The 16,343-nt window shown below is 70.6% G+C and carries 19 protein-coding genes and 1 tRNA gene; 15 read left to right on the top strand and 5 right to left on the bottom strand.

Features of this window, described 5'->3' with window-relative positions; translation table 11 throughout:
* The first annotated feature begins 17 nt into the window (after positions 1-17).
* Positions 18-590: a TetR/AcrR family transcriptional regulator gene (locus QRY02_RS42480; protein ID WP_285988329.1), complete on the top strand. Its 573-nt coding sequence runs from the start codon at positions 18-20 to the stop codon at positions 588-590.
* Here QRY02_RS42480 and QRY02_RS42475 read toward each other — a convergent pair.
* Positions 587-1,150: a flavodoxin family protein gene (locus QRY02_RS42475; protein WP_285988328.1), complete on the bottom strand. Its 564-nt coding sequence runs from the start codon at positions 1,148-1,150 to the stop codon at positions 587-589. The two genes, QRY02_RS42480 and QRY02_RS42475, sit on opposite strands and share 4 nt — an antisense overlap.
* Positions 1,151-1,228: 78 nt before the next feature.
* Here QRY02_RS42475 and QRY02_RS42470 point away from each other — a divergent pair, with 78 nt between their 5' ends.
* The 7 genes from QRY02_RS42470 to QRY02_RS42440 are packed head-to-tail and all read left to right on the top strand — an operon-like array spanning position 1,229 to position 5,207.
* Entirely contained in the window at positions 1,229-1,645 is a 417-nt protein-coding gene (locus tag QRY02_RS42470; RefSeq protein ID WP_285988327.1) for a MarR family winged helix-turn-helix transcriptional regulator, read from the top strand.
* 54 nt (positions 1,646-1,699) lie between these two features.
* Entirely contained in the window at positions 1,700-2,497 is a 798-nt protein-coding gene (locus tag QRY02_RS42465; RefSeq protein WP_285988326.1) for an SRPBCC family protein, read from the top strand.
* A 34-nt stretch (positions 2,498-2,531) separates the two neighbouring features.
* Positions 2,532-3,638 carry a sensor histidine kinase gene (locus tag QRY02_RS42460; RefSeq protein WP_285988325.1) on the top strand — a complete coding sequence of 369 codons (1,107 nt, stop codon included), beginning with the start codon at positions 2,532-2,534 and terminating at the stop codon, positions 3,636-3,638.
* Entirely contained in the window at positions 3,635-4,282 is a 648-nt protein-coding gene (locus tag QRY02_RS42455) for a response regulator (RefSeq protein ID WP_285988324.1), read from the top strand. The genes QRY02_RS42460 and QRY02_RS42455 overlap by 4 nt, the downstream gene beginning before the upstream one ends.
* 35 nt (positions 4,283-4,317) lie before the next feature.
* Positions 4,318-4,521: a hypothetical protein gene (locus QRY02_RS42450; RefSeq protein ID WP_285988323.1), complete on the top strand. Its 204-nt coding sequence runs from the start codon at positions 4,318-4,320 to the stop codon at positions 4,519-4,521.
* A gap of 6 nt (positions 4,522-4,527) precedes the next feature.
* The gene (locus QRY02_RS42445; RefSeq protein WP_285988322.1) at positions 4,528-5,067 is read left to right on the top strand and encodes a DUF6338 family protein; all 540 of its coding nucleotides are present in this window, start codon (positions 4,528-4,530) and stop codon (positions 5,065-5,067) included.
* Positions 5,064-5,207, top strand: coding sequence for a hypothetical protein (locus QRY02_RS42440; RefSeq protein WP_285988321.1), 144 nt, complete (start codon positions 5,064-5,066; stop codon positions 5,205-5,207). Before QRY02_RS42445 ends, QRY02_RS42440 begins: the two co-directional genes overlap by 4 nt.
* Here QRY02_RS42440 and QRY02_RS42435 read toward each other — a convergent pair.
* Entirely contained in the window at positions 5,188-5,973 is a 786-nt protein-coding gene (locus tag QRY02_RS42435; RefSeq protein WP_285988320.1) for a GNAT family N-acetyltransferase, read from the bottom strand. The two genes, QRY02_RS42440 and QRY02_RS42435, sit on opposite strands and share 20 nt — an antisense overlap.
* Before the next feature lie 55 nt (positions 5,974-6,028).
* Here QRY02_RS42435 and QRY02_RS42430 point away from each other — a divergent pair, with 55 nt between their 5' ends.
* Together QRY02_RS42430 and QRY02_RS42425 are read left to right on the top strand one after the other, a co-directional pair.
* Positions 6,029-7,666 carry an acyl-CoA carboxylase subunit beta gene (locus tag QRY02_RS42430; protein ID WP_285988319.1) on the top strand — a complete coding sequence of 546 codons (1,638 nt, stop codon included), beginning with the start codon at positions 6,029-6,031 and terminating at the stop codon, positions 7,664-7,666.
* On the top strand, positions 7,663-7,881 hold the full coding sequence (locus tag QRY02_RS42425; RefSeq protein WP_285988318.1) for an acyl-CoA carboxylase subunit epsilon: 219 nt from the start codon (positions 7,663-7,665) through the stop codon (positions 7,879-7,881). The genes QRY02_RS42430 and QRY02_RS42425 overlap by 4 nt, the downstream gene beginning before the upstream one ends.
* Here the strand turns inward: QRY02_RS42425 and QRY02_RS42420 are convergent.
* Together QRY02_RS42420 and QRY02_RS42415 are read right to left on the bottom strand one after the other, a co-directional pair.
* Positions 7,872-8,330 carry a MarR family winged helix-turn-helix transcriptional regulator gene (locus QRY02_RS42420; RefSeq protein ID WP_285988317.1) on the bottom strand — a complete coding sequence of 153 codons (459 nt, stop codon included), beginning with the start codon at positions 8,328-8,330 and terminating at the stop codon, positions 7,872-7,874. The genes QRY02_RS42425 and QRY02_RS42420 overlap by 10 nt on opposite strands.
* Before the next feature lie 9 nt (positions 8,331-8,339).
* Positions 8,340-9,233 (bottom strand): LLM class flavin-dependent oxidoreductase, encoded by an 894-nt coding sequence (locus tag QRY02_RS42415; RefSeq protein ID WP_285988316.1) that lies wholly within the window; start codon positions 9,231-9,233, stop codon positions 8,340-8,342.
* Between the two features lie 326 nt (positions 9,234-9,559).
* Here QRY02_RS42415 and QRY02_RS42410 point away from each other — a divergent pair.
* The 4 genes from QRY02_RS42410 (at position 9,560) to QRY02_RS42395 (ending at position 13,663) form a co-directional block, all read left to right on the top strand.
* Positions 9,560-9,628, top strand: a tRNA-OTHER gene (locus QRY02_RS42410).
* 105 nt (positions 9,629-9,733) lie between these two features.
* Entirely contained in the window at positions 9,734-11,308 is a 1,575-nt protein-coding gene (locus tag QRY02_RS42405) for a TROVE domain-containing protein (RefSeq protein WP_285988315.1), read from the top strand.
* Between the two features lie 134 nt (positions 11,309-11,442).
* A complete protein-coding gene (locus QRY02_RS42400; protein ID WP_285988314.1) occupies positions 11,443-12,069 on the top strand; it encodes a PadR family transcriptional regulator in 627 nt (208 codons plus the stop codon).
* Positions 12,050-13,663, top strand: a complete 1,614-nt coding sequence (locus QRY02_RS42395) for a DHA2 family efflux MFS transporter permease subunit (RefSeq protein ID WP_285988313.1) — start codon at positions 12,050-12,052, stop codon at positions 13,661-13,663. The genes QRY02_RS42400 and QRY02_RS42395 overlap by 20 nt, the downstream gene beginning before the upstream one ends.
* A gap of 71 nt (positions 13,664-13,734) precedes the next feature.
* On the opposite strand, the gene QRY02_RS42390 is transcribed toward QRY02_RS42395, so the two are convergent.
* Positions 13,735-15,594, bottom strand: coding sequence for a glycoside hydrolase family 3 protein (locus QRY02_RS42390; protein ID WP_285988312.1), 1,860 nt, complete (start codon positions 15,592-15,594; stop codon positions 13,735-13,737).
* A gap of 118 nt (positions 15,595-15,712) precedes the next feature.
* Here QRY02_RS42390 and QRY02_RS42385 point away from each other — a divergent pair, with 118 nt between their 5' ends.
* The gene (locus QRY02_RS42385; protein ID WP_285988311.1) at positions 15,713-16,342 is read left to right on the top strand and encodes a Maf family protein; all 630 of its coding nucleotides are present in this window, start codon (positions 15,713-15,715) and stop codon (positions 16,340-16,342) included.
* Position 16,343 lies beyond the last annotated feature (1 nt).

Here is a 16,343-nt window from a genome sequence, read left to right as displayed (position 1 = left end):
CGTGCTAGGCTTCATCCATGGGCAACAAGGAGTCACTGCTGGCGGCCGCGAAGCACTGCCTGTACGAGAAGGGCTACGCCCGCACGACGGTGCGGGACCTGGCCTCGGCGGCGAACGTGAGCATGGCGGCCATCGGCTACCACTTCGGCTCGCGCGAGGCGCTGCTCAACGCCGCGCTGATCGAGGCGAACGAGGAGTGGGGCGAAACGCTGGCGAAGACGCTGCAGGTGGAGACACCGCCGGACACGTCACCGGCCGAGCGCTTCGAGCTGATCTGGCAGCGCGTGATCGACTCGTTCGGCGAGCACCGCCGGATGTGGGCGGTGAGCTTCGAGGCCTGCTCCCAGCCGGACCTCGACGAGCAGGTCCGGGCCCAGCTGGCGGACGCCGTCGAACTGGCCCGGCACGGCCTGGCGAACCTCTTCCAGGGCCTCGACGACGGGAGTGCCGAGGCCCGGGCCGCGGGCACGGTGCACCAGGCCCTGCTGTCGGGCGTGATGCTCCAGTGGCTCATCGACCCGGACCACGCACCTTCGGGCGCCGACCTGGCCGGCGGTCTGCGCCTGATCGCGAAGGACGTCCTGAGCTAGGCGGTGACCAGGTCCGCGCCGGCGAAGAACGTCCGCGCGCCCGCCGTCGCGTCGGGGTCCAGGAGCACGTCGCCGGGGCGACTGCCGTTGCCGAGCAGGACCCCGCCCCAGTTCATGCCCAGGTACTCCGCACACAGTTCCAGCGTGCCGATCAGCGGCCGGGCCTCGCGCGCCGTCTCGCTCAGCACGCTCACGCCCCACAGCGTCTTGCCGCGCATCCGCGGCTTGAACTCCACCGGCAGCCGCATCCAGCCCGACCAGTAGTCGAGGTAGAGCTTCACGCTCGACGCCACCGAGTACCAGTACACCGGTGACGCGATCACGATGTCCGTCGCGGCGAACGTCGCGTCCATCAGCAGCTGTTCGTTCTCGCCGGGCTCCGGGTGCGAACCGGCGCCGTGACGGCGGTCCTCGAACGGCGGCAGCGGCACCTCCGGCAGCCGGATCCACCGCTGTTCGACGTCCCTGGGCAGCTCCCTGGCCGCCAGCCGGGCCAGCATTTCGGTGTTGCCCCCGGCCCGCGCGGCACCCACCAGGAACAGAAAGCTGCGGTCGCTCATGTCCACCCTCTCGATGTACTTGCATGTACATATAAATACTGTCCCTGGACTATCCTGGCGTCAAGAGGAGGCCGGAAGATGACCGTCGACGAACAGGCATGGGGCCGCGTACTCGTGCTGCACGCCCGGATCGAGCAGGAACTCGCCAAGGCGCTCCAGCGGCGCCACGGGCTCGGCCTGTCCGAGTACCGCGCGCTCGGCAAACTCGTCGCGGGCCCCCGTGGCGGCCTGCGGATGCAGGAGCTCGCCGACGCGATCGGCCTCAACCAGAGCTCGGTCAGCCGGATGTGCGCCCGCCTCGAAGACGCCGGCCTGACCATCCGCGACCTGTGCGAAGACGACCGCCGCGGCGTCTACTCGGTGATCACCGACGCCGGCCGCAAGCGCTACAGCGAGACCGAACCGACGTACTGCGCGGTGCTGCGGACCGCGCTCGACAAGGCCGCGAGCGACCCGGAGCTCGCCGCCGCCGTCTCCGCCGTCCGCGGCGCTTGACCCGAATATTCCTCAGTGGTTATATACGGGGACAGGCAACCCACGGGAGGACGCGTGTCCGGACGAGCGAAGCTGCAGACCGACGGCGAGCGTCCGGTGCTCCGGCTGGAGCGCCGGCTGAAGCACGCACCCGAGAAGGTCTGGCACGCCATCACCGACCCGGCGGAGCTCGAGCACTGGTTCCCCGCGAAGGTGGCCGTCGAACTGCGGGACGGCGGCGCGATCCGGTTCACCTTCCCCGGCGAGGACAGCACGACGACCGGACGGGTGATCACCGCCGACCCGCCGCGCGAGTTCACCTTCGTCTGGAACGACGACACCCTGCGCTGGCTGATTTCCCCCGACGGCGACGGCAGCCTCCTGGAGTTCACCCACACCTTCGGCCGCGGCGACCCGGCGATCGCGAAGCTCGCCGGTGGCCGCACCGCCGCCGGCTGGGACGTCTGCCTCGACGCACTGGCCGCGCGCCTGGCCGGGCAGGACTTCGAGCAGCCGCAGCGGTGGCACGAGCGGATGGCGTCCTATGTGGAGGAGTTCGGCCTCGACGACGGCGAAGTCCTCGCGGACGGCACGATCCGCTTCCGCCGCGACCTCGGCTGGAAACCACTCGAAGAGCTCCGGCCGCTGCTGCCGGGCGAACCCGGCTGGGAGCTGGTCCACGACCCGCGCGAAGGCACCCGCGTCGAGTTCACCGAGGCGGCCGGAGCCGATGTCCCGGCGCAGCTGGCGCGGCGGCACGAGCAGCTCGACAAGCTGTTCGCCGCCACCCACGGCGTCACCTTGCCGGACTGGCCGCCCGAGCGCGCCGAAGCCGTGAAGAAGCATTACGCGGAGCATCCGACCCAAGGTTGACGCGTCGGCCGGGAGTTCGCATTACGTTCAAACCATGAGAATTCGCGTGGCGCTGGACGTGCTGGCGGCCGCCGTCATGGCCGTCGGTGCCGGCGGCAACCTCGCTGCCGGCGCGTGGTCGCTGCCGTCGTGGCTGCCCGATTGGGCCGGCTGGACGATCCTGCTGGCGAGCATCGCCCCGCTCCTGCTGCGCCGCCGGTGGCCGCTGGCCGCCTTCGTGCTCGCCCTGGTGCTGACCGCGGCGGCGATGCCGATCGGCGGGCCGGTGCTCGCCGTCGCCGTGGTTTCGGCGGGCTGCGCGCTGTACGTCGTGGTGGTGCAGCGCAGCAGCCGCGTCACCCACGTCGGGTTCGCGGCCGGGCTGATCGAGGTCGGCGTACTCGCCTTCGTGCTGCCGACGCCCAGCACGAGCACGGCAGTGAACATCGGCTCGTCGGCGCTGATCGTCGGCTTCGCACTCGGTCTCACCGTCCGCAGCCGCCGCGAACACGCCGACAGCGAGCGGGAAAACCATGCGCGGCAAGCGGTTTCGGCGGAACGGCTGCGGATCGCGCGGGAGATGCACGACGTCGTCGCGCACAGCATGAGCCTGATCGCGGTGAAGGCCGCGGTCGGCAACCACGTCGCCCTCGAACAGCCGGACCAAGCCCGCGACGCGCTGCGCGTCATCGAAGACACCAGCCGCGAGACCCTGGCCGAGCTGCGGCGCATGCTCGGCGTCTTGCGCGACGGCACCGGCGTCCCGGCGCTGGCGCCCGCGCCGTCGCTCGACGACCTGCGGGCACTCGCCGAACGCGCGCAACAGGCGGGTCCCGCCGTCGACCTGGTCATCGATGGCCTCACCGAACTGCCGGGCGGGGTCGGCCAGTCGGTGTACCGGATCGTGCAGGAGGCACTGACCAACGTGGTCAAGCACGCGGGCGCGGCGACCTGCCGGGTGCACGTCACCGGCGGCGACGGCGAGGTGACGATCGAAGTGCTCGACGACGGCCGCGGCGGCGAGGCCGTTCCCGGCCACGGGCTGATCGGAATGCGTGAACGCGTCGCGGTCTACGCGGGGGAATTCTCCGCGGCGCCCGGCGAAACCGGCTTCCGCGTCTTCGCGCGGCTGCCCTACGAAGAAACGGTGGCGGCCCGATGACCCGCGTCCTGATCGCCGACGACCAGGCGCTGCTGCGCGGGAGCTTCCGGGTGCTGGTCGACAGCGCCCCGGGCCTCGAAGTGGTCGGCGAGGCGTCCGACGGCGCCGAGGCGGTCGCCCTGACCCGCGTCGAGCGGCCGGACGTCGTGCTCATGGACGTCCGGATGCCGGAGATGGACGGCATCGAGGCGACCCGCCGGATCTGCGCGGAAACCGACGTCCGGGTGCTGATGCTGACGACGTTCGACCTCGACGAGTACGTCTATTCGGCGCTGCGCGCGGGCGCGAGCGGGTTCCTCCTGAAGGACACCCGCCCGGCCGACCTCCTGGCGGCGATCGAGGTCGTGGCGTCCGGCGACGCGCTGCTGGCGCCGTCGGTGACGCGGCGACTGGTGGCGGAATTCGCCCGGCTGCCGTCGGGCCCGGTGACCCGGCTGGACGGGGTGACCGCACGCGAGCAGGAGGTGCTGTCGCTGATCGCGCGGGGGCTGTCCAACGACGAGATCGCGGCGCGCCTGCACCTGGGGATCGCGACGGTGAAGACCCACATCGGGCGGCTGCTGCACAAGCTCGCCGCGCGGGACCGGGCCCAGCTGGTGATCGCCGCGTACGAATCCGGGCTGGTCCGGCCCACGGCGTCCTGAGTAGGGTGGAGCGGCCGATCACGAGGGGGAATCCGATGAGCACCGAACGTCGCGAGCCGGGCGAGGACGAGCTCCTCCCGCCGCCGCCCGAGCCGCCGGACATAGTCTGGGGCCGGCCGCCGCCGGACACCGACCCGAGCCCCCATTACGAGGTCCCGAGCCACCGCCCCGCCCAGCCGATGCGCCAGCTCGACTCCGAGGACGGACCCCCGCCCCGGCGCGGCGGACCGACCGGCTGAGCCGTCGTGATCCCCCAGACCCTGGGTGCGCTCGCCGGGTTCCTGGCGCTCGTCGCGCCGGGCATCGTGTTCGAGCTGCGCCGCGAACGCCGCCGCGGCCGCCACCAGGAGACGGCGTTCCGCGAAGCCTCCCGCGTCGCCCTGGGCAGTCTCGTCTTCACGCTGGTCTCCCTGTTGCTCATGACGGCGGTGCAGGCGGCCGGCGGCCGATTGTTCGTCAGCCCGGCGGATTGGCTGACCCGCGGCGAGGCGTACGCGCGCGAGCACCTGACGCTGATCGTCGTCAGCGTCGCCGTCGAACTGGCCGTGGCGTGTGCGCTCGCGACCGGGTTCGAAGCGTTCCTCGCCCGCCGCCGCGGCGAAGCGGCCACGGTCCAGCAGCGCTCGGCGTGGGCCCAGGCGTTGCGCACCGACCGGCCCGGGGAAGCCGCGCGTGGGCGCACGCGCAGCTGGAGAACGGCACGTCGTTCTACGGGTACGTCCGCTCGTACACCCCGTCAGGTCCGCTGGCCGACCGCGAGCTCGTCCTCGAGGGCGAGGCCTTGACGTGCGAAAACGACGCGGAAAAGAAGGTCATCGGCGAGGACTGGCGGCGAGTGGTCATCCCGGGCTCGAAGATCACCTACTTACGGGTGACCTACCTGGACGCGGTGACCGGCGAGCCCCTCAGCCCACCGCCCGGGTGAACGGGGCGAACCGCATCGCGGGATCACCGGGCAGCGGACGGCCGTCCAGGACCAGCCGCGGTGCCGGGGCGCCCGGGACCAGCCCGCGTTCGCGAAGCCACGTCGTCAGGCCGGGGAACCGGAAGTCCGGGTCCACCCGCACCTCGCCCCGCACGGACCGCGCCACCCCGCGGATCAGCCGCCGCGCCTGCTCCTCGGTCGCCGCGACGACCGGGCCGATCACCGTCACGTGGCCGATGTCCGACCCGAACGCGAAGCCGCCGTCGACCACGTGGGGCGTCCCCAGCCGTTCCAGCAGCGGCCGCCGGTCGACGCCCTGAGCCGCGAGATCCAGCGCGAAGACGTCGGACAGCGAACCGGGCGAAGCACCCGGCCCGCCGTCGTCGGCGAACGTTCCGGTGTGGCCCTGGCAGCCGCCGTCGGCGACGAATCCCATCGACTCGTACAACGGCCGCCCGAACTTCGAAGCGTGGAGCCAGACCACCCGGTCCCCCGCCGCCGCGACGGCGTGCGCCGTGATCGCCCGGCCCAGGCCCTGCCGCTCGTACCGGGCCGCGACCAGGACCATCGAGATCGACGCCACCGAGCCGAACGGCACCAGGACGGCGGCCGCCGCCAGGCCGTCGCCGTCCGGTGCGTCGATGCCGAACACCCGGCCGACCTCGTGGAGCAGCTGCCACTTCGGTGGTTCCCGCGGCCACGAACGGGACTCGGCCAGGTCGGAGCAGGCGGGCAGGTCGGCGGCGGCGAGGGTCCGGATCTCCATGGACGTTGCCTACGCCACACGCCAAGTGACCGACAAGTAGTTAAGCTCCCGTGGCATGAGCAGTGCGACGGAGCCGCTCGGGACGCCGCCCGAGGATGAACCGGACATCCACACCACGGCCGGCAAGCTGGCCGACCTCTATCGCCGGTATGACGAGGCGGTGCACGCCGGCTCGGCCCGTGCGGTGGAGAAGCAGCACGCCAAGGGCAAGAAGACCGCGCGCGAGCGGATCGAGCTGCTGCTCGACGAGAACTCATTCGTGGAGCTCGACGAGCTGGCCCGGCACCGCTCGACCAACTTCGGGCAGGAGAAGAACCGCCCCTACGGCGACGGCGTCGTCACCGGCTACGGCACCGTCGACGGCCGCCCGGTGTGCGTGTTCAGCCAGGACGTCACCGTCTTCGGCGGCAGCCTCGGCGAGGTCTACGGTGAGAAGATCGTCAAGGTGATGGACCTGGCGATCAAGACCGGCCGCCCGATCATCGGCATCAACGAGGGCGGCGGCGCACGCATCCAGGAAGGCGTCGTCTCGCTCGGCCTCTACGGCGAGATCTTCCGCCGCAACGTGCAGGCCTCCGGCGTGATCCCGCAGATCTCGCTGATCATGGGCGCGAACGCGGGTGGGCACGTCTACTCCCCCGCGCTGACCGACTTCGTCGTGATGGTCGACCAGACCTCGCAGATGTTCATCACCGGCCCGGACGTCGTCAAGACGGTCACCGGCGAGGACGTCACCTTCGAGGAGCTCGGCGGCGGCCGCACCCACAACACGAAGTCCGGCGTCGCGCACTACCTCGGCAACGACGACGAAGACGCCATCGCCTACGTCAAGGAACTGCTCTCCTACCTGCCGCAGAACAACCTGTCCGACGCGCCGGTGTTCGAGCCGTCGGACACCCCGGCGGGCTTTTTCGAGGACGTCACCGACTCGGACCGCGAGCTGGACACGATCATCCCGGACTCGCCGAACACCCCGTACGACATGCACGAGGTCATCAACCGCGTGGTCGACGACGGCGACTTCCTCGAGGTCCACGAGCTGTTCGCACCGAACATCATCGTCGGCTTCGGCCGCGTCGACGGCCAGAGCGTCGGCGTGGTGGCCAACCAGCCGACGCAGTTCGCCGGCTGCCTCGACATCGACGCGTCCGAGAAGGCCGCGCGGTTCGTCCGCACCTGCGACGCGTTCAACATCCCGGTGCTCACCTTCGTCGACGTCCCGGGCTTCCTCCCCGGCACCGAGCAGGAGTGGAACGGCATCATCCGCCGCGGCGCGAAGCTGATCTACGCCTACGCGGAGGCCACCGTCCCGCTGGTCACGATCATCACGCGCAAGGCCTACGGCGGCGCGTACGACGTCATGGGGTCGAAGCACCTCGGCGCGGACATCAACCTGGCGTGGCCGACCGCGCAGGTCGCGGTGATGGGTGCCCAGGGCGCGGCGAACATCGTCCACCGCAAGACCCTGGCCAACGCGGCCAACGAGGGCCGCGACGTGGATCAGCTCCGCGCGGAGCTGATCCAGGAGTACGAGGACACGCTGCTGAACCCGTACGCGGCGGCCGAGCGGGGGTACGTCGACTCGGTGATCGCGCCGGCGCACACCCGCGGGCACGTGGCCCGCGCGCTTTCGCTGCTGCGGAACAAGCGTGAGTCGCTGCCGCCCAAGAAGCACGGGAACATCCCGCTGTGAGCGAGGAAAAGCCGCTGCTGCGGGTGGTCCGAGGAAACCCGAGCGACGCCGAGCTGGCGGCGCTGACGGCGGTCGTCGCCGCGGCGTCGGTCGCGAAGGCGCCGGAGAAGCCGAAGCCGCGTACGTCGTGGTGGGGCGATCACGCTGCTTCGCTGCGTAGGCCGCTTCACCCCGGCGAAGGTGCTTGGCGCGCTTCGGGTCTGCCTCAGGGCTGAAGGGCGTCGAGGAAGACCGTCGGGGCTTCGTTTTCCCGGACGATCGCGCCCAGCAGCGCCGCGAGCCGGTCGCGGTCCGGCGTGCTCAGGCCCGCGGCCAGCTCGTCGACGCGGCGGCACGTCACCGCGTAGAAGTCCTCGGCCAGCTCGTGGCCGTCCCCGGTCAGGACGACCTGGACGGCCCGGCGGTCGTCCGGGTCGGGTTCACGGCGGACGAGCCCGCGCCGGACCGCGCGGTCGACCAGGCCGGTGAGGCTGGATTTTTCGAGGCCGAGCGTGGCGCCCAGGTCGCCCATGCCGTACGGCCGGGCCATCAGCACACACAGCAGCTGTCCCTGCTGCACGGTCAGCCCGTACTCGCGGGCGGACTCGGCGTAGACGGCGTTCACCAGGAACGACGCCCGCACGAGCCCGGCCACCACACCGATGTCCGCCCCGCTCTTCCCCATCCGGTCAGCCTACTTCGCGACGGCCTCGCGCACGGCGGGCACGATCTCCTCGGCCCAGCGCGCGGCGGCGACCTCGTCGGGTGTGGTGCGGTCGGCCCCGAAGAGCACGAATCCGGCCGCGCCGTGCTCCAGCACCGCACCGGTCAGCTCCTCGATCCACTGCGCGGGCGAGCCGCCGATCCAGCTTCCGTCCTCGGCGCGGGTCTTCGCGAGCGGCTCCGCGGTGATGCGCCCGGGGAAGTTGTAGACGGTGGCGATGTCACCGGGGTCGCGCCCGGCGTCCACCGCGGCCTCGTCGATCAGCGGGCGCGAAGTGCGGTAGCGCTCACTGAGCCAGTCGGCGGCGCGCCCGGGCATCCACCCGTCGGCCACGCGCCCGGTGACGGCGAGCGACTTCGGCCCGACCGAGCCGGTCCACACCGGCGGCATCGCTCCCGCGGCCGGTTCCAGGTTCGTGACCTGGTAGAACTCGCCGTCGAAGGTGACCGGCTCACCGCCCCCGCCGAGCAGTTTCACGAGCCGGATGCCTTCCTCGAAAGCGCGGACGGCCTGCCCCGGCGTCAGCTTGGTGAAGCCGAGCCGCGCGATGTCGTCCCACAACCCGCCGACGCCCATGCCGAGCACGATCCGGCCCCCGGTCAGCGCGGACAGGGAGGTGACGGTGCGGGCGAGCATCGCGGCGGGCCGTGTCGGCAGGTTGGTGACGCTGACCAGCCCGGAGACCCGTTCGGTCTTTCCCAGCAGGACACCGATTTCGGCGTACGCATCGAGCCGGTCGGCGTAGTAGGGGTGATCGGACACGGTGATGAGGTCGAGCCCGCCACGGTCGGCCTGGACGGCCAGCTTCAGGGTGTCGGGGACCGCGGTGACCGCGGTGGACACGCCGATGCCGAAGTGCGTCATGATTCCTCCCAGTTAGTTCGTACTACGAACATATCATAAGTAGTTCTTGATGCGAACTAGTCGCCTTTCTGTGCGGCGAGACCGCACGCGGCCCGCCCGGAAAATGAGTCGAGCCGCCGGCGATCGCTTGCTACCTTGGGTTCCGCCCGGTGCGACGGAGAAGGTTACTTCGGTGATCATTGGTTCGAATCCAAACCCGGCCACCTCACGGTGACCGGTCAGCACACCTTCTCCAGCCGAGACCTCGGGCACCCAACTTCACACGCACTCCCGGTGCGTCGCCAGCCAGGCGAACCAGATCTCGGGAGCCACGGCCGCACCGATGCCCGGTGCGCAGGCGAGGGTTACTTCCGCTTCTAACGGGCAGGTCGGGGGTTCGAATCCCTCCCGGACCACTCGCGGTCCGGTAGCTCAGTGGCCTAGAGCAGCTATGTACCTTCACCGACTTCGATCTCGGGCATCGCTGTGGCCGTGGCTCCCTCCACGAAACAGGGGGAGAAATGAGCAAGTTCAACACCGCACGAGCACCCGCCGCGACCTCTCCGGTCCGCGGTGAGGCCACGCCGTCCACCGTCACGCACGAGGGTGGCGCCGGCTACGCACGCGACACCAAGTCCGAGCTCTTCCTGCTCGCCGTCACCAACATGGTCGGCGAGCACACCTTCTACGAGTCCGCGGACACGCGCGACACGCGCTACGCCGAGCGCGTCCGTCAGTCCACACTGGACGATCCGGGGTGGACCGCACGGTTCCTGCGCTGGCTGCGCTCCGGCGCGCACCTGCGCACGGCGTCGCTCGTCGGTGCCGCCGAGTTCGCCAAGGCACGGCGGGACGCCGGCCTCGACGGCCTGAGCCGCCAGGTCGTCGCCGGTGTGCTGCAGCGGGCCGACGAGCCCGGTGAGCTGCTCGCCTATTGGACCGCCGTGCACGGCCGGGCCGTGCCGAAGCCGGTCAAGCGCGGTGTCGCCGACGCGGCGGCGAAGCTCTACGACGAGCGGGCCTTCACCAAGTGGGACTCCGCCGCGCGAGCGTTCCGGTTCGCCGACGTCCTCGAGCTGACCCACCCGGCAGGCGGGGGTGAGCTGTTCCGGCACATCCTCGACGAGCGGCACAACCGCGGCAACGCGATCCCGGGCTCCCTCACGACCCTGCGCGCCCGCGCCGAGCTGTTGTCCTGGGACGTCGGCCGCCGTCGTGAGCTGTTCAGCCGAACCGACGCCGCGGACGTGCTCCGCGCCGCGGGCATGACGTGGGAGTCCGTCGCCGGGTGGCTGCAGGGTCCGCTGGACGCGCGCGTCTGGGAGGCGCTGATCCCGTCGATGGGCTACATGGCTCTCCTGCGGAACCTCCGCAACTTCGACGAGGCCGGCGTCTCGGACGCGGTCGCGGAGCGGGTCGCCGAGCGGCTCGCCGATCCGGCCCAGGTCGCGAAGTCGCGGCAGCTGCCGATGCGGTTCCTCGCGGCCCACCGCGCGGCGCCGTCGCTGCGGTGGGCGTGGGCGCTGGAGCGGGCGATCGCGCACGCGCTGGCCAACGTGCCCGTGCTCAGTGGCCGGACGCTGATCCTCGTCGACACGTCGGCGTCGATGAACGACCGCTTCAGCAAGGACGGCAGCCTGATGCGCTGGGACGCGGCCGCGGTGTTCGGCCTCGCGCTCGGCCGGCGCTGCGCGAAGGCCGACGTCGTGTCGTTCTCGGACGGCTACTGGGACCGCAAGCAGGGCACCAAGGTGTTCAAGCTGCGCCGGGGCGGGTCGCTGCTGAGCGACGTCGAGCGGTGGAAGTCCGACGGCTTCTTCATCGGCGGCGGCACCGACACGGCGGGCGCGGTGAAGAAGCACTTCGCGAAGCACGACCGCGTCGTGATCCTCACCGACGAGCAGGCCGCGTACGGCGACGTCGGGCAGGCAGTTCCCGGCCACGTTCCGCTGTACACCTGGAACCTGGCGGGCTACCGGGCCGGCCACGCACCGTCCGGCAGCGGGCACCGGCACACGTTCGGCGGCCTGACCGACCAGGCGTTCCGGATGATCCCGCTGCTCGAGCGAGGCAAGAAGGCCGACTGGCCCTTCTGAGAGACGCCGCGGAGGCCCCCATGACGAGATCATGGGGGCCTCCGTGCTGTGTACGCACAGTCACAGAAATGGCCGTGGACCCGACACTATTCCGAGTCGTATAGTCCACGTGGAATAACCGACTTGGAGGGATCATGGCCTCGGCCAAGCTGACACCACTCGGCATCGCCGTGCTGGAGCTGCTCCACGAGAGGCCCATGCACCCGTACGAGATGGCTGCTCTCATGCGCGAGCGGTACGTCGACACGCGGGTCAACGTGAAGGCGGGCTCGCTCTACCACACCGTGGAACGCCTGCACCGCAGCGGTTTCATCGAGGTCGTCGACACCCAGCGCGACGGCAGGCGGCCCGAACGGACCGTCTACGGCATGACGCAGACCGGGCTCGACGAGTTCAACCGGCGCGGCCGCGAACTCCTCGGGGACGTCGCCACGGAGTTCCCCGCCTACCTGTCCGGGCTCGCCGTGATCGACGAACTGGGCCGCGAGGCGACCCTGAACGAGCTCGAAACCCGGCTCATGCGGCTGCGTGCGGCAGTGGCCTCGGACCGGGCCGTGCTGCAGCACCTCGCCGAGGAAAAGACGCCGGAGATCTACTGGCTCGACTGGCGCTACAGCTGCGACCACCGGCTGTTCGAACTGGAGTGGACCGAACGCCTCGCCGACGACCTGCGGTCCGGGCGGATCCCGTTCCAGGGCAACCAACCACCCAAGCTCACGCTCATCACCCAGGAAGACGACGATGAACGCAAGACAAGCTAATCCGTGGGCCGCGCTGGGCGCGCTGTGCCTCGGCTTCTTCATGATCCTGCTCGACACGACGATCGTGTCGATCGCGATCCCGACCATGCTGCGCGAGCTGGGCGCCGGGCTGAACTCGATCGTCTGGGTGATCAGCGTCTACCTGCTCACCTACGCCGTGCCGATGCTGTTCACCAGCCGGCTCGGTGACCGCTTCGGCCCGAAGCGCGTGTTCCTCGCCGGGCTCCTCGTGTTCACCGGCGCGTCGCTCTGGTGCGGCCTGTCCGGCAACGCCGAGATGCTCATCGCCGCGCGGGCCGTGCAGGGGCTCGGCGCCGCGCTGATGACGCCGCAGACGCTGGCGTTCATCACGCACCTGTTCCCGCCGGCCAAGCGCGGCCCGGCGATGGGCATGTGGGGCGGCGTCGCCGGGCTGGCGACGATCGCGGGCCCGCTGCTCGGCGGCGTGCTGGTCGACCACTTCGGCTGGGAGTGGATCTTCTTCGTCAACGTGCCGATCGGCGTGATCGCCGTCGTGCTCACCCTCCTCCTGGTGCCGGACTGGCAGCCGAAGCACTCGCACTCGTTCGACCTGCTGGGCATCGTGCTCTCGAGTGCCGCACTGCTCTGCATCGTGTTCGGTGTCCAGAACGGCCAGCAGTACGACTGGGGCACGGTCTTCGGCGGGATCACCGTCTTCGAGATCATCGGCGCCGGCGTGGTGCTGCTGATCGCGTTCGTGGCGTGGCAGCGCTTCAACAAACGGGAGCCGCTGCTTCCGCTGCAGGTGTTCTCGAACCGGAACTTCTCGGCCGGGACGCTCACCGCGGCCACCGTCGGCTTCGCGATGACCGGCATGTTCCTGCCGCTGGTCATCTACATCCAGTCGGTGCTCGGGCTGAGCCCGACCATGGGCGGGCTGCTCACCGCCCCGATGTCGCTGCTGTCCGGGATCATCGCGCCGTTCGTCGGGCGTGCGTCGGACAAGGTCAACGGCAAGTACCTGGTGATGTTCGGCCTGGCGGCGCTCGCGGCTGGGCTCGGGATCATCGCGCTGCAGGCGACGCCGGACAGCAACCCGTGGACGTTCGTCCCGGCGCTGCTGGTGTGCGGGCTCGGCATCGGCTGCATCTTCTCGCCGATGAGCAACCTGACGATGGGTTCGGTCGAGCCGCGGCTCGCCGGGACCGCGTCCGGCATCTTCAACACCGCGCGCCAGGTGGGTGGCGTGCTCGGCAGCGCGGCGATCGGCGTGCTGCTGCAGGCGCGGATCAGCGCGTCCATCGCGGACGAGGCCACGAAGGCGGCTTCGCAGCTGCCGGCGCAGTACCGGGCGCCGTTCGCCGAAGGGATCACGCACGCGGCGGCGAGCACCGGGGAGTTCGGCTCGGCCGGCGGTCCGTCGCCGATGCCGGGCCTGCCCGCCGAGATCGCCGCGCAGGCCGGGAAGCTGGCGACCGAAGCGGTCCACAGTGGATTGACCGACGCGGCCCGGGTGACGATGCTGCTGCCGATGGGCGTGCTCCTGCTCGGGGTGGTCTCGGCGGCGGTGATGCAGCGGGTCAAGCCGCGCTGGGCATCCCCGGCGCCGGCGCCCGAGGCCGCCGCGGCCTGAAACCGCGCAGGCCCCCGGATCCGGGTGTCGGGACCGGATCGGGGGCCTGCACGGACCGCGGGAGCGGTGGCCTAGCGGTGGTGGCGGCGGTAGGACAGGCCGTACCCGTACGGGAACAGGCCCTGCTTGCCGTCACCGGCGTTGATCGGTTCCTGGGAAGAGCTCTTCGGCCAGGTGAAGCTCAGCTTCCCGGTCGGGTTGTAGTCGCCGTAGAGCACGTCCGCGACGCCGGCGCCTTCCGAGCCCGGCAGCCAGGCCGCCACCAGTCCCTTGATCGACGGCAGCTGCGCCGAGATGTCCAGCGGCCGCCCGGAGACGGTCACCACGACCAGGGGCACGCCAGAGGCCTTCAGCTTGCCGACGAGGGCGAGGTCTTCGGCGTCGAGCCCGAGTCCGTTCGGCCGGTCTCCCTGCCCTTCGGCATACGGCGTTTCGCCCACCACGGCGACCGCGACCCGGTAGCTCGAGTCGATTCCACCACCCGCACGGTCATAGGTCACCACCGTGCCTTTCCCGGCACCGGCCTTGATGCCGTCGAGAACCGTCGTGCCGGGGATGACCCGCTCGCCGCTCTGGCCTTGCCAGGTCAGCGTCCAGCCGCCCGCCTGGTTGCCCATGTCGTTCGCGTTCTTCCCGGCCACGAAGATCTTGTTGTTCGTCTTGGCCAGCGGCAGCACGCCGTCGTTCTTCAGCAGCACCTGCGACTCGCGCACCGCCTGCCGCGCCACGGCGTGGTGTGCCGCGCTGCCGAAGTCCTTCTGCAGCGAGCGGTCGGTGTACGGGTGCTCGAACAGGCCCAGTTCGAACTTCTTCGTGAGGATCCGCCGGTTGGCGTCGTCGATGCGCGCCATCGGGATGTGCCCGTTGAGGACTTCGGCCTTGAGCGTGCTGACGAACTTCAGGTAGTCGTTGGGGACCATGATCATGTCGATCCCGGCGTTGACGGCCTGCTTGACCTCGGAGGGGGTGAACCCCTCCTGACCGTCGATCTGGTCGATGCCGTTCCAGTCGGAGATCACGTACCCGGAGAACCGCAGCTCACCCTTGAGCAGGTCGGTGATGAGGAACTTGTTGCCGTGGTCCTTGACGCCGTTCCAGCTGTTGAAGCTGATCATCACCGAGCCGACGCCGTGGTTCACCGCGGCCTGGAACGGCGGCAGGTGGATGCGCCGCAGCTCGTCCAGGCTGATCTGGGTGTTGCCCTGGTCGACGCCACCGGTGGTGCCGCCGTCGCCGATGAAGTGCTTGGCCGTGGCCATGATCGACGTCGGGTCGCCGAGCGAGCGGCCCTGCAGGCCTTCGATGACCACGGAATTCTCGACGGCGTTGCGGGGGATCTCGCCGAAGGACTCGTACGTGCGGCCCCAGCGGTCGTCGCGGGCGACGCACAGGCAGGGCGCGAAGCCCCACTTGACGCCGGTGGCGGCGGACTCGTCCGCGGTGATCGCGCCGATCTTCTCGACCAGCTGCGGGTCGTTCGCGGCCCCCAGGCCGATGTTGTGCGGGAAGACCGTGGCGCCGTAGACGTTGTTGTGGCCGTGCACGGTGTCGGCGCCGTAGATGATCGGGATGCCGAGACCGGTCGACGTCGCCGCCCGTTGATAGGCGTCGATCATGTCCGCCCAGGCCTGCGGGGTGTTCGGTGTCGGTGTCGAACCGCCGCCGGAGAGGATGGAGCCGAGCCGGGCGGCGGCGGACTGGGCGGGCGTCGCGGCTCCGCGCTCGCCCTCGGTCATCTGCCCGACCTTGTCGTCCAGGGTCATCCGGGCCATCAGGTCCGTGACGCGGTCGGCCACCCGGGCGTGCGGGTTCTTGTAGAGCGGCGTCGCGGTCGCGGTCGCGGACGCCATCGGGACGAGGGCCGTGCCCGACAGGAGCAGGCCGGCCAGGACAGTGGTTCGCAATGATCTCGTGGTGCGGAGGAGCGGCATTGTTCTCTCCGTGACGATCCGTCGATCCATAAGTTGCGAGCCACAACAAACTAGCTCTCCTTTCGAGTGACGCCGGTCACAATTCGGTCACGGACGCCTGGTCAAGTAAGTTTCAGTCGTGCAGTTCGTCCTCGCCTCCCAGTCCCCCGCCCGTCTCGCCCTCCTGCGTTCCGGGGGCCTCGATCCCGCCGTGTTCGTCTCCGGCGTCGACGAGGACGCGGTCGCCGCCTCCCTGACCGATCCGTCCCCGTCGGAACTGGTCGCGGCCCTCGCCGCGGCCAAGGCCGAGGCGGTCATCGACCAGGTCGCCGCGGCGCACCCGGATGCCGTCGTCGTCGCCTGCGACTCGATGCTGAACATCGGCGGGCAGATGGTCGGCAAGCCGGGTTCGCCGGACATCGCGCGCGGCCGCTGGGCCGCGATGGCGGGAACTTCCGGTGAACTCCTCACCGGGCACGCGGTCGTCCGGCTCGACGGCGGGACGCGCGCGAAGGAGGCCGCGGGCTGGGAATCGACCACCGTCCGGTTCGGCACGCCGAGCCCGGCGGAGATCGACGCCTACGTCGCCAGCGGCGAGCCGCTCAACGTCGCCGGCGGCTTCACCATCGACGGGCTGGGCGGCTGGTTCGTCGAAGGACTCGACGGCGGCCACACGAGCGTCATCGGCATCAGCCTGCCGCTGACGCGCCGGCTGCTGGCCGAGGTCGGCGTGAGTGTCGTGGATCTCTGGCAACGTCCCGCATCCTGAG

The sequence above is a fragment of the Amycolatopsis sp. DG1A-15b genome (assembly GCF_030285645.1).
Classification (GTDB): domain Bacteria; phylum Actinomycetota; class Actinomycetes; order Mycobacteriales; family Pseudonocardiaceae; genus Amycolatopsis.
This window is presented reverse-complemented; position numbering and strand designations above follow the sequence as displayed.

Bases quoted from the DNA above. Each gene is read 5' to 3' on its own strand.
- QRY02_RS42455 (WP_285988324.1), top strand. From the start codon at position 3,635: ATGACCCGCGTCCTGATCGCCGACGACCAGGCGCTGCTGCGCGGGAGC.
- QRY02_RS42480 (WP_285988329.1), top strand. From the start codon at position 18: ATGGGCAACAAGGAGTCACTGCTGGCGGCCGCGAAGCACTGCCTGTAC.
- QRY02_RS42475 (WP_285988328.1), bottom strand. From the start codon at position 1,150: ATGAGCGACCGCAGCTTTCTGTTCCTGGTGGGTGCCGCGCGGGCCGGG.
- QRY02_RS42460 (WP_285988325.1), top strand. From the start codon at position 2,532: ATGAGAATTCGCGTGGCGCTGGACGTGCTGGCGGCCGCCGTCATGGCC.
- QRY02_RS42405 (WP_285988315.1), top strand. From the start codon at position 9,734: ATGAGCAAGTTCAACACCGCACGAGCACCCGCCGCGACCTCTCCGGTC.
- QRY02_RS42450 (WP_285988323.1), top strand. From the start codon at position 4,318: ATGAGCACCGAACGTCGCGAGCCGGGCGAGGACGAGCTCCTCCCGCCG.
- QRY02_RS42415 (WP_285988316.1), bottom strand. From the start codon at position 9,233: ATGACGCACTTCGGCATCGGCGTGTCCACCGCGGTCACCGCGGTCCCC.
- QRY02_RS42400 (WP_285988314.1), top strand. From the start codon at position 11,443: ATGGCCTCGGCCAAGCTGACACCACTCGGCATCGCCGTGCTGGAGCTG.
- QRY02_RS42435 (WP_285988320.1), bottom strand. From the start codon at position 5,973: ATGGAGATCCGGACCCTCGCCGCCGCCGACCTGCCCGCCTGCTCCGAC.
- QRY02_RS42470 (WP_285988327.1), top strand. From the start codon at position 1,229: ATGACCGTCGACGAACAGGCATGGGGCCGCGTACTCGTGCTGCACGCC.
- QRY02_RS42395 (WP_285988313.1), top strand. From the start codon at position 12,050: ATGAACGCAAGACAAGCTAATCCGTGGGCCGCGCTGGGCGCGCTGTGC.
- QRY02_RS42430 (WP_285988319.1), top strand. From the start codon at position 6,029: ATGAGCAGTGCGACGGAGCCGCTCGGGACGCCGCCCGAGGATGAACCG.
- QRY02_RS42390 (WP_285988312.1), bottom strand. From the start codon at position 15,594: ATGCCGCTCCTCCGCACCACGAGATCATTGCGAACCACTGTCCTGGCC.
- QRY02_RS42420 (WP_285988317.1), bottom strand. From the start codon at position 8,330: ATGGGGAAGAGCGGGGCGGACATCGGTGTGGTGGCCGGGCTCGTGCGG.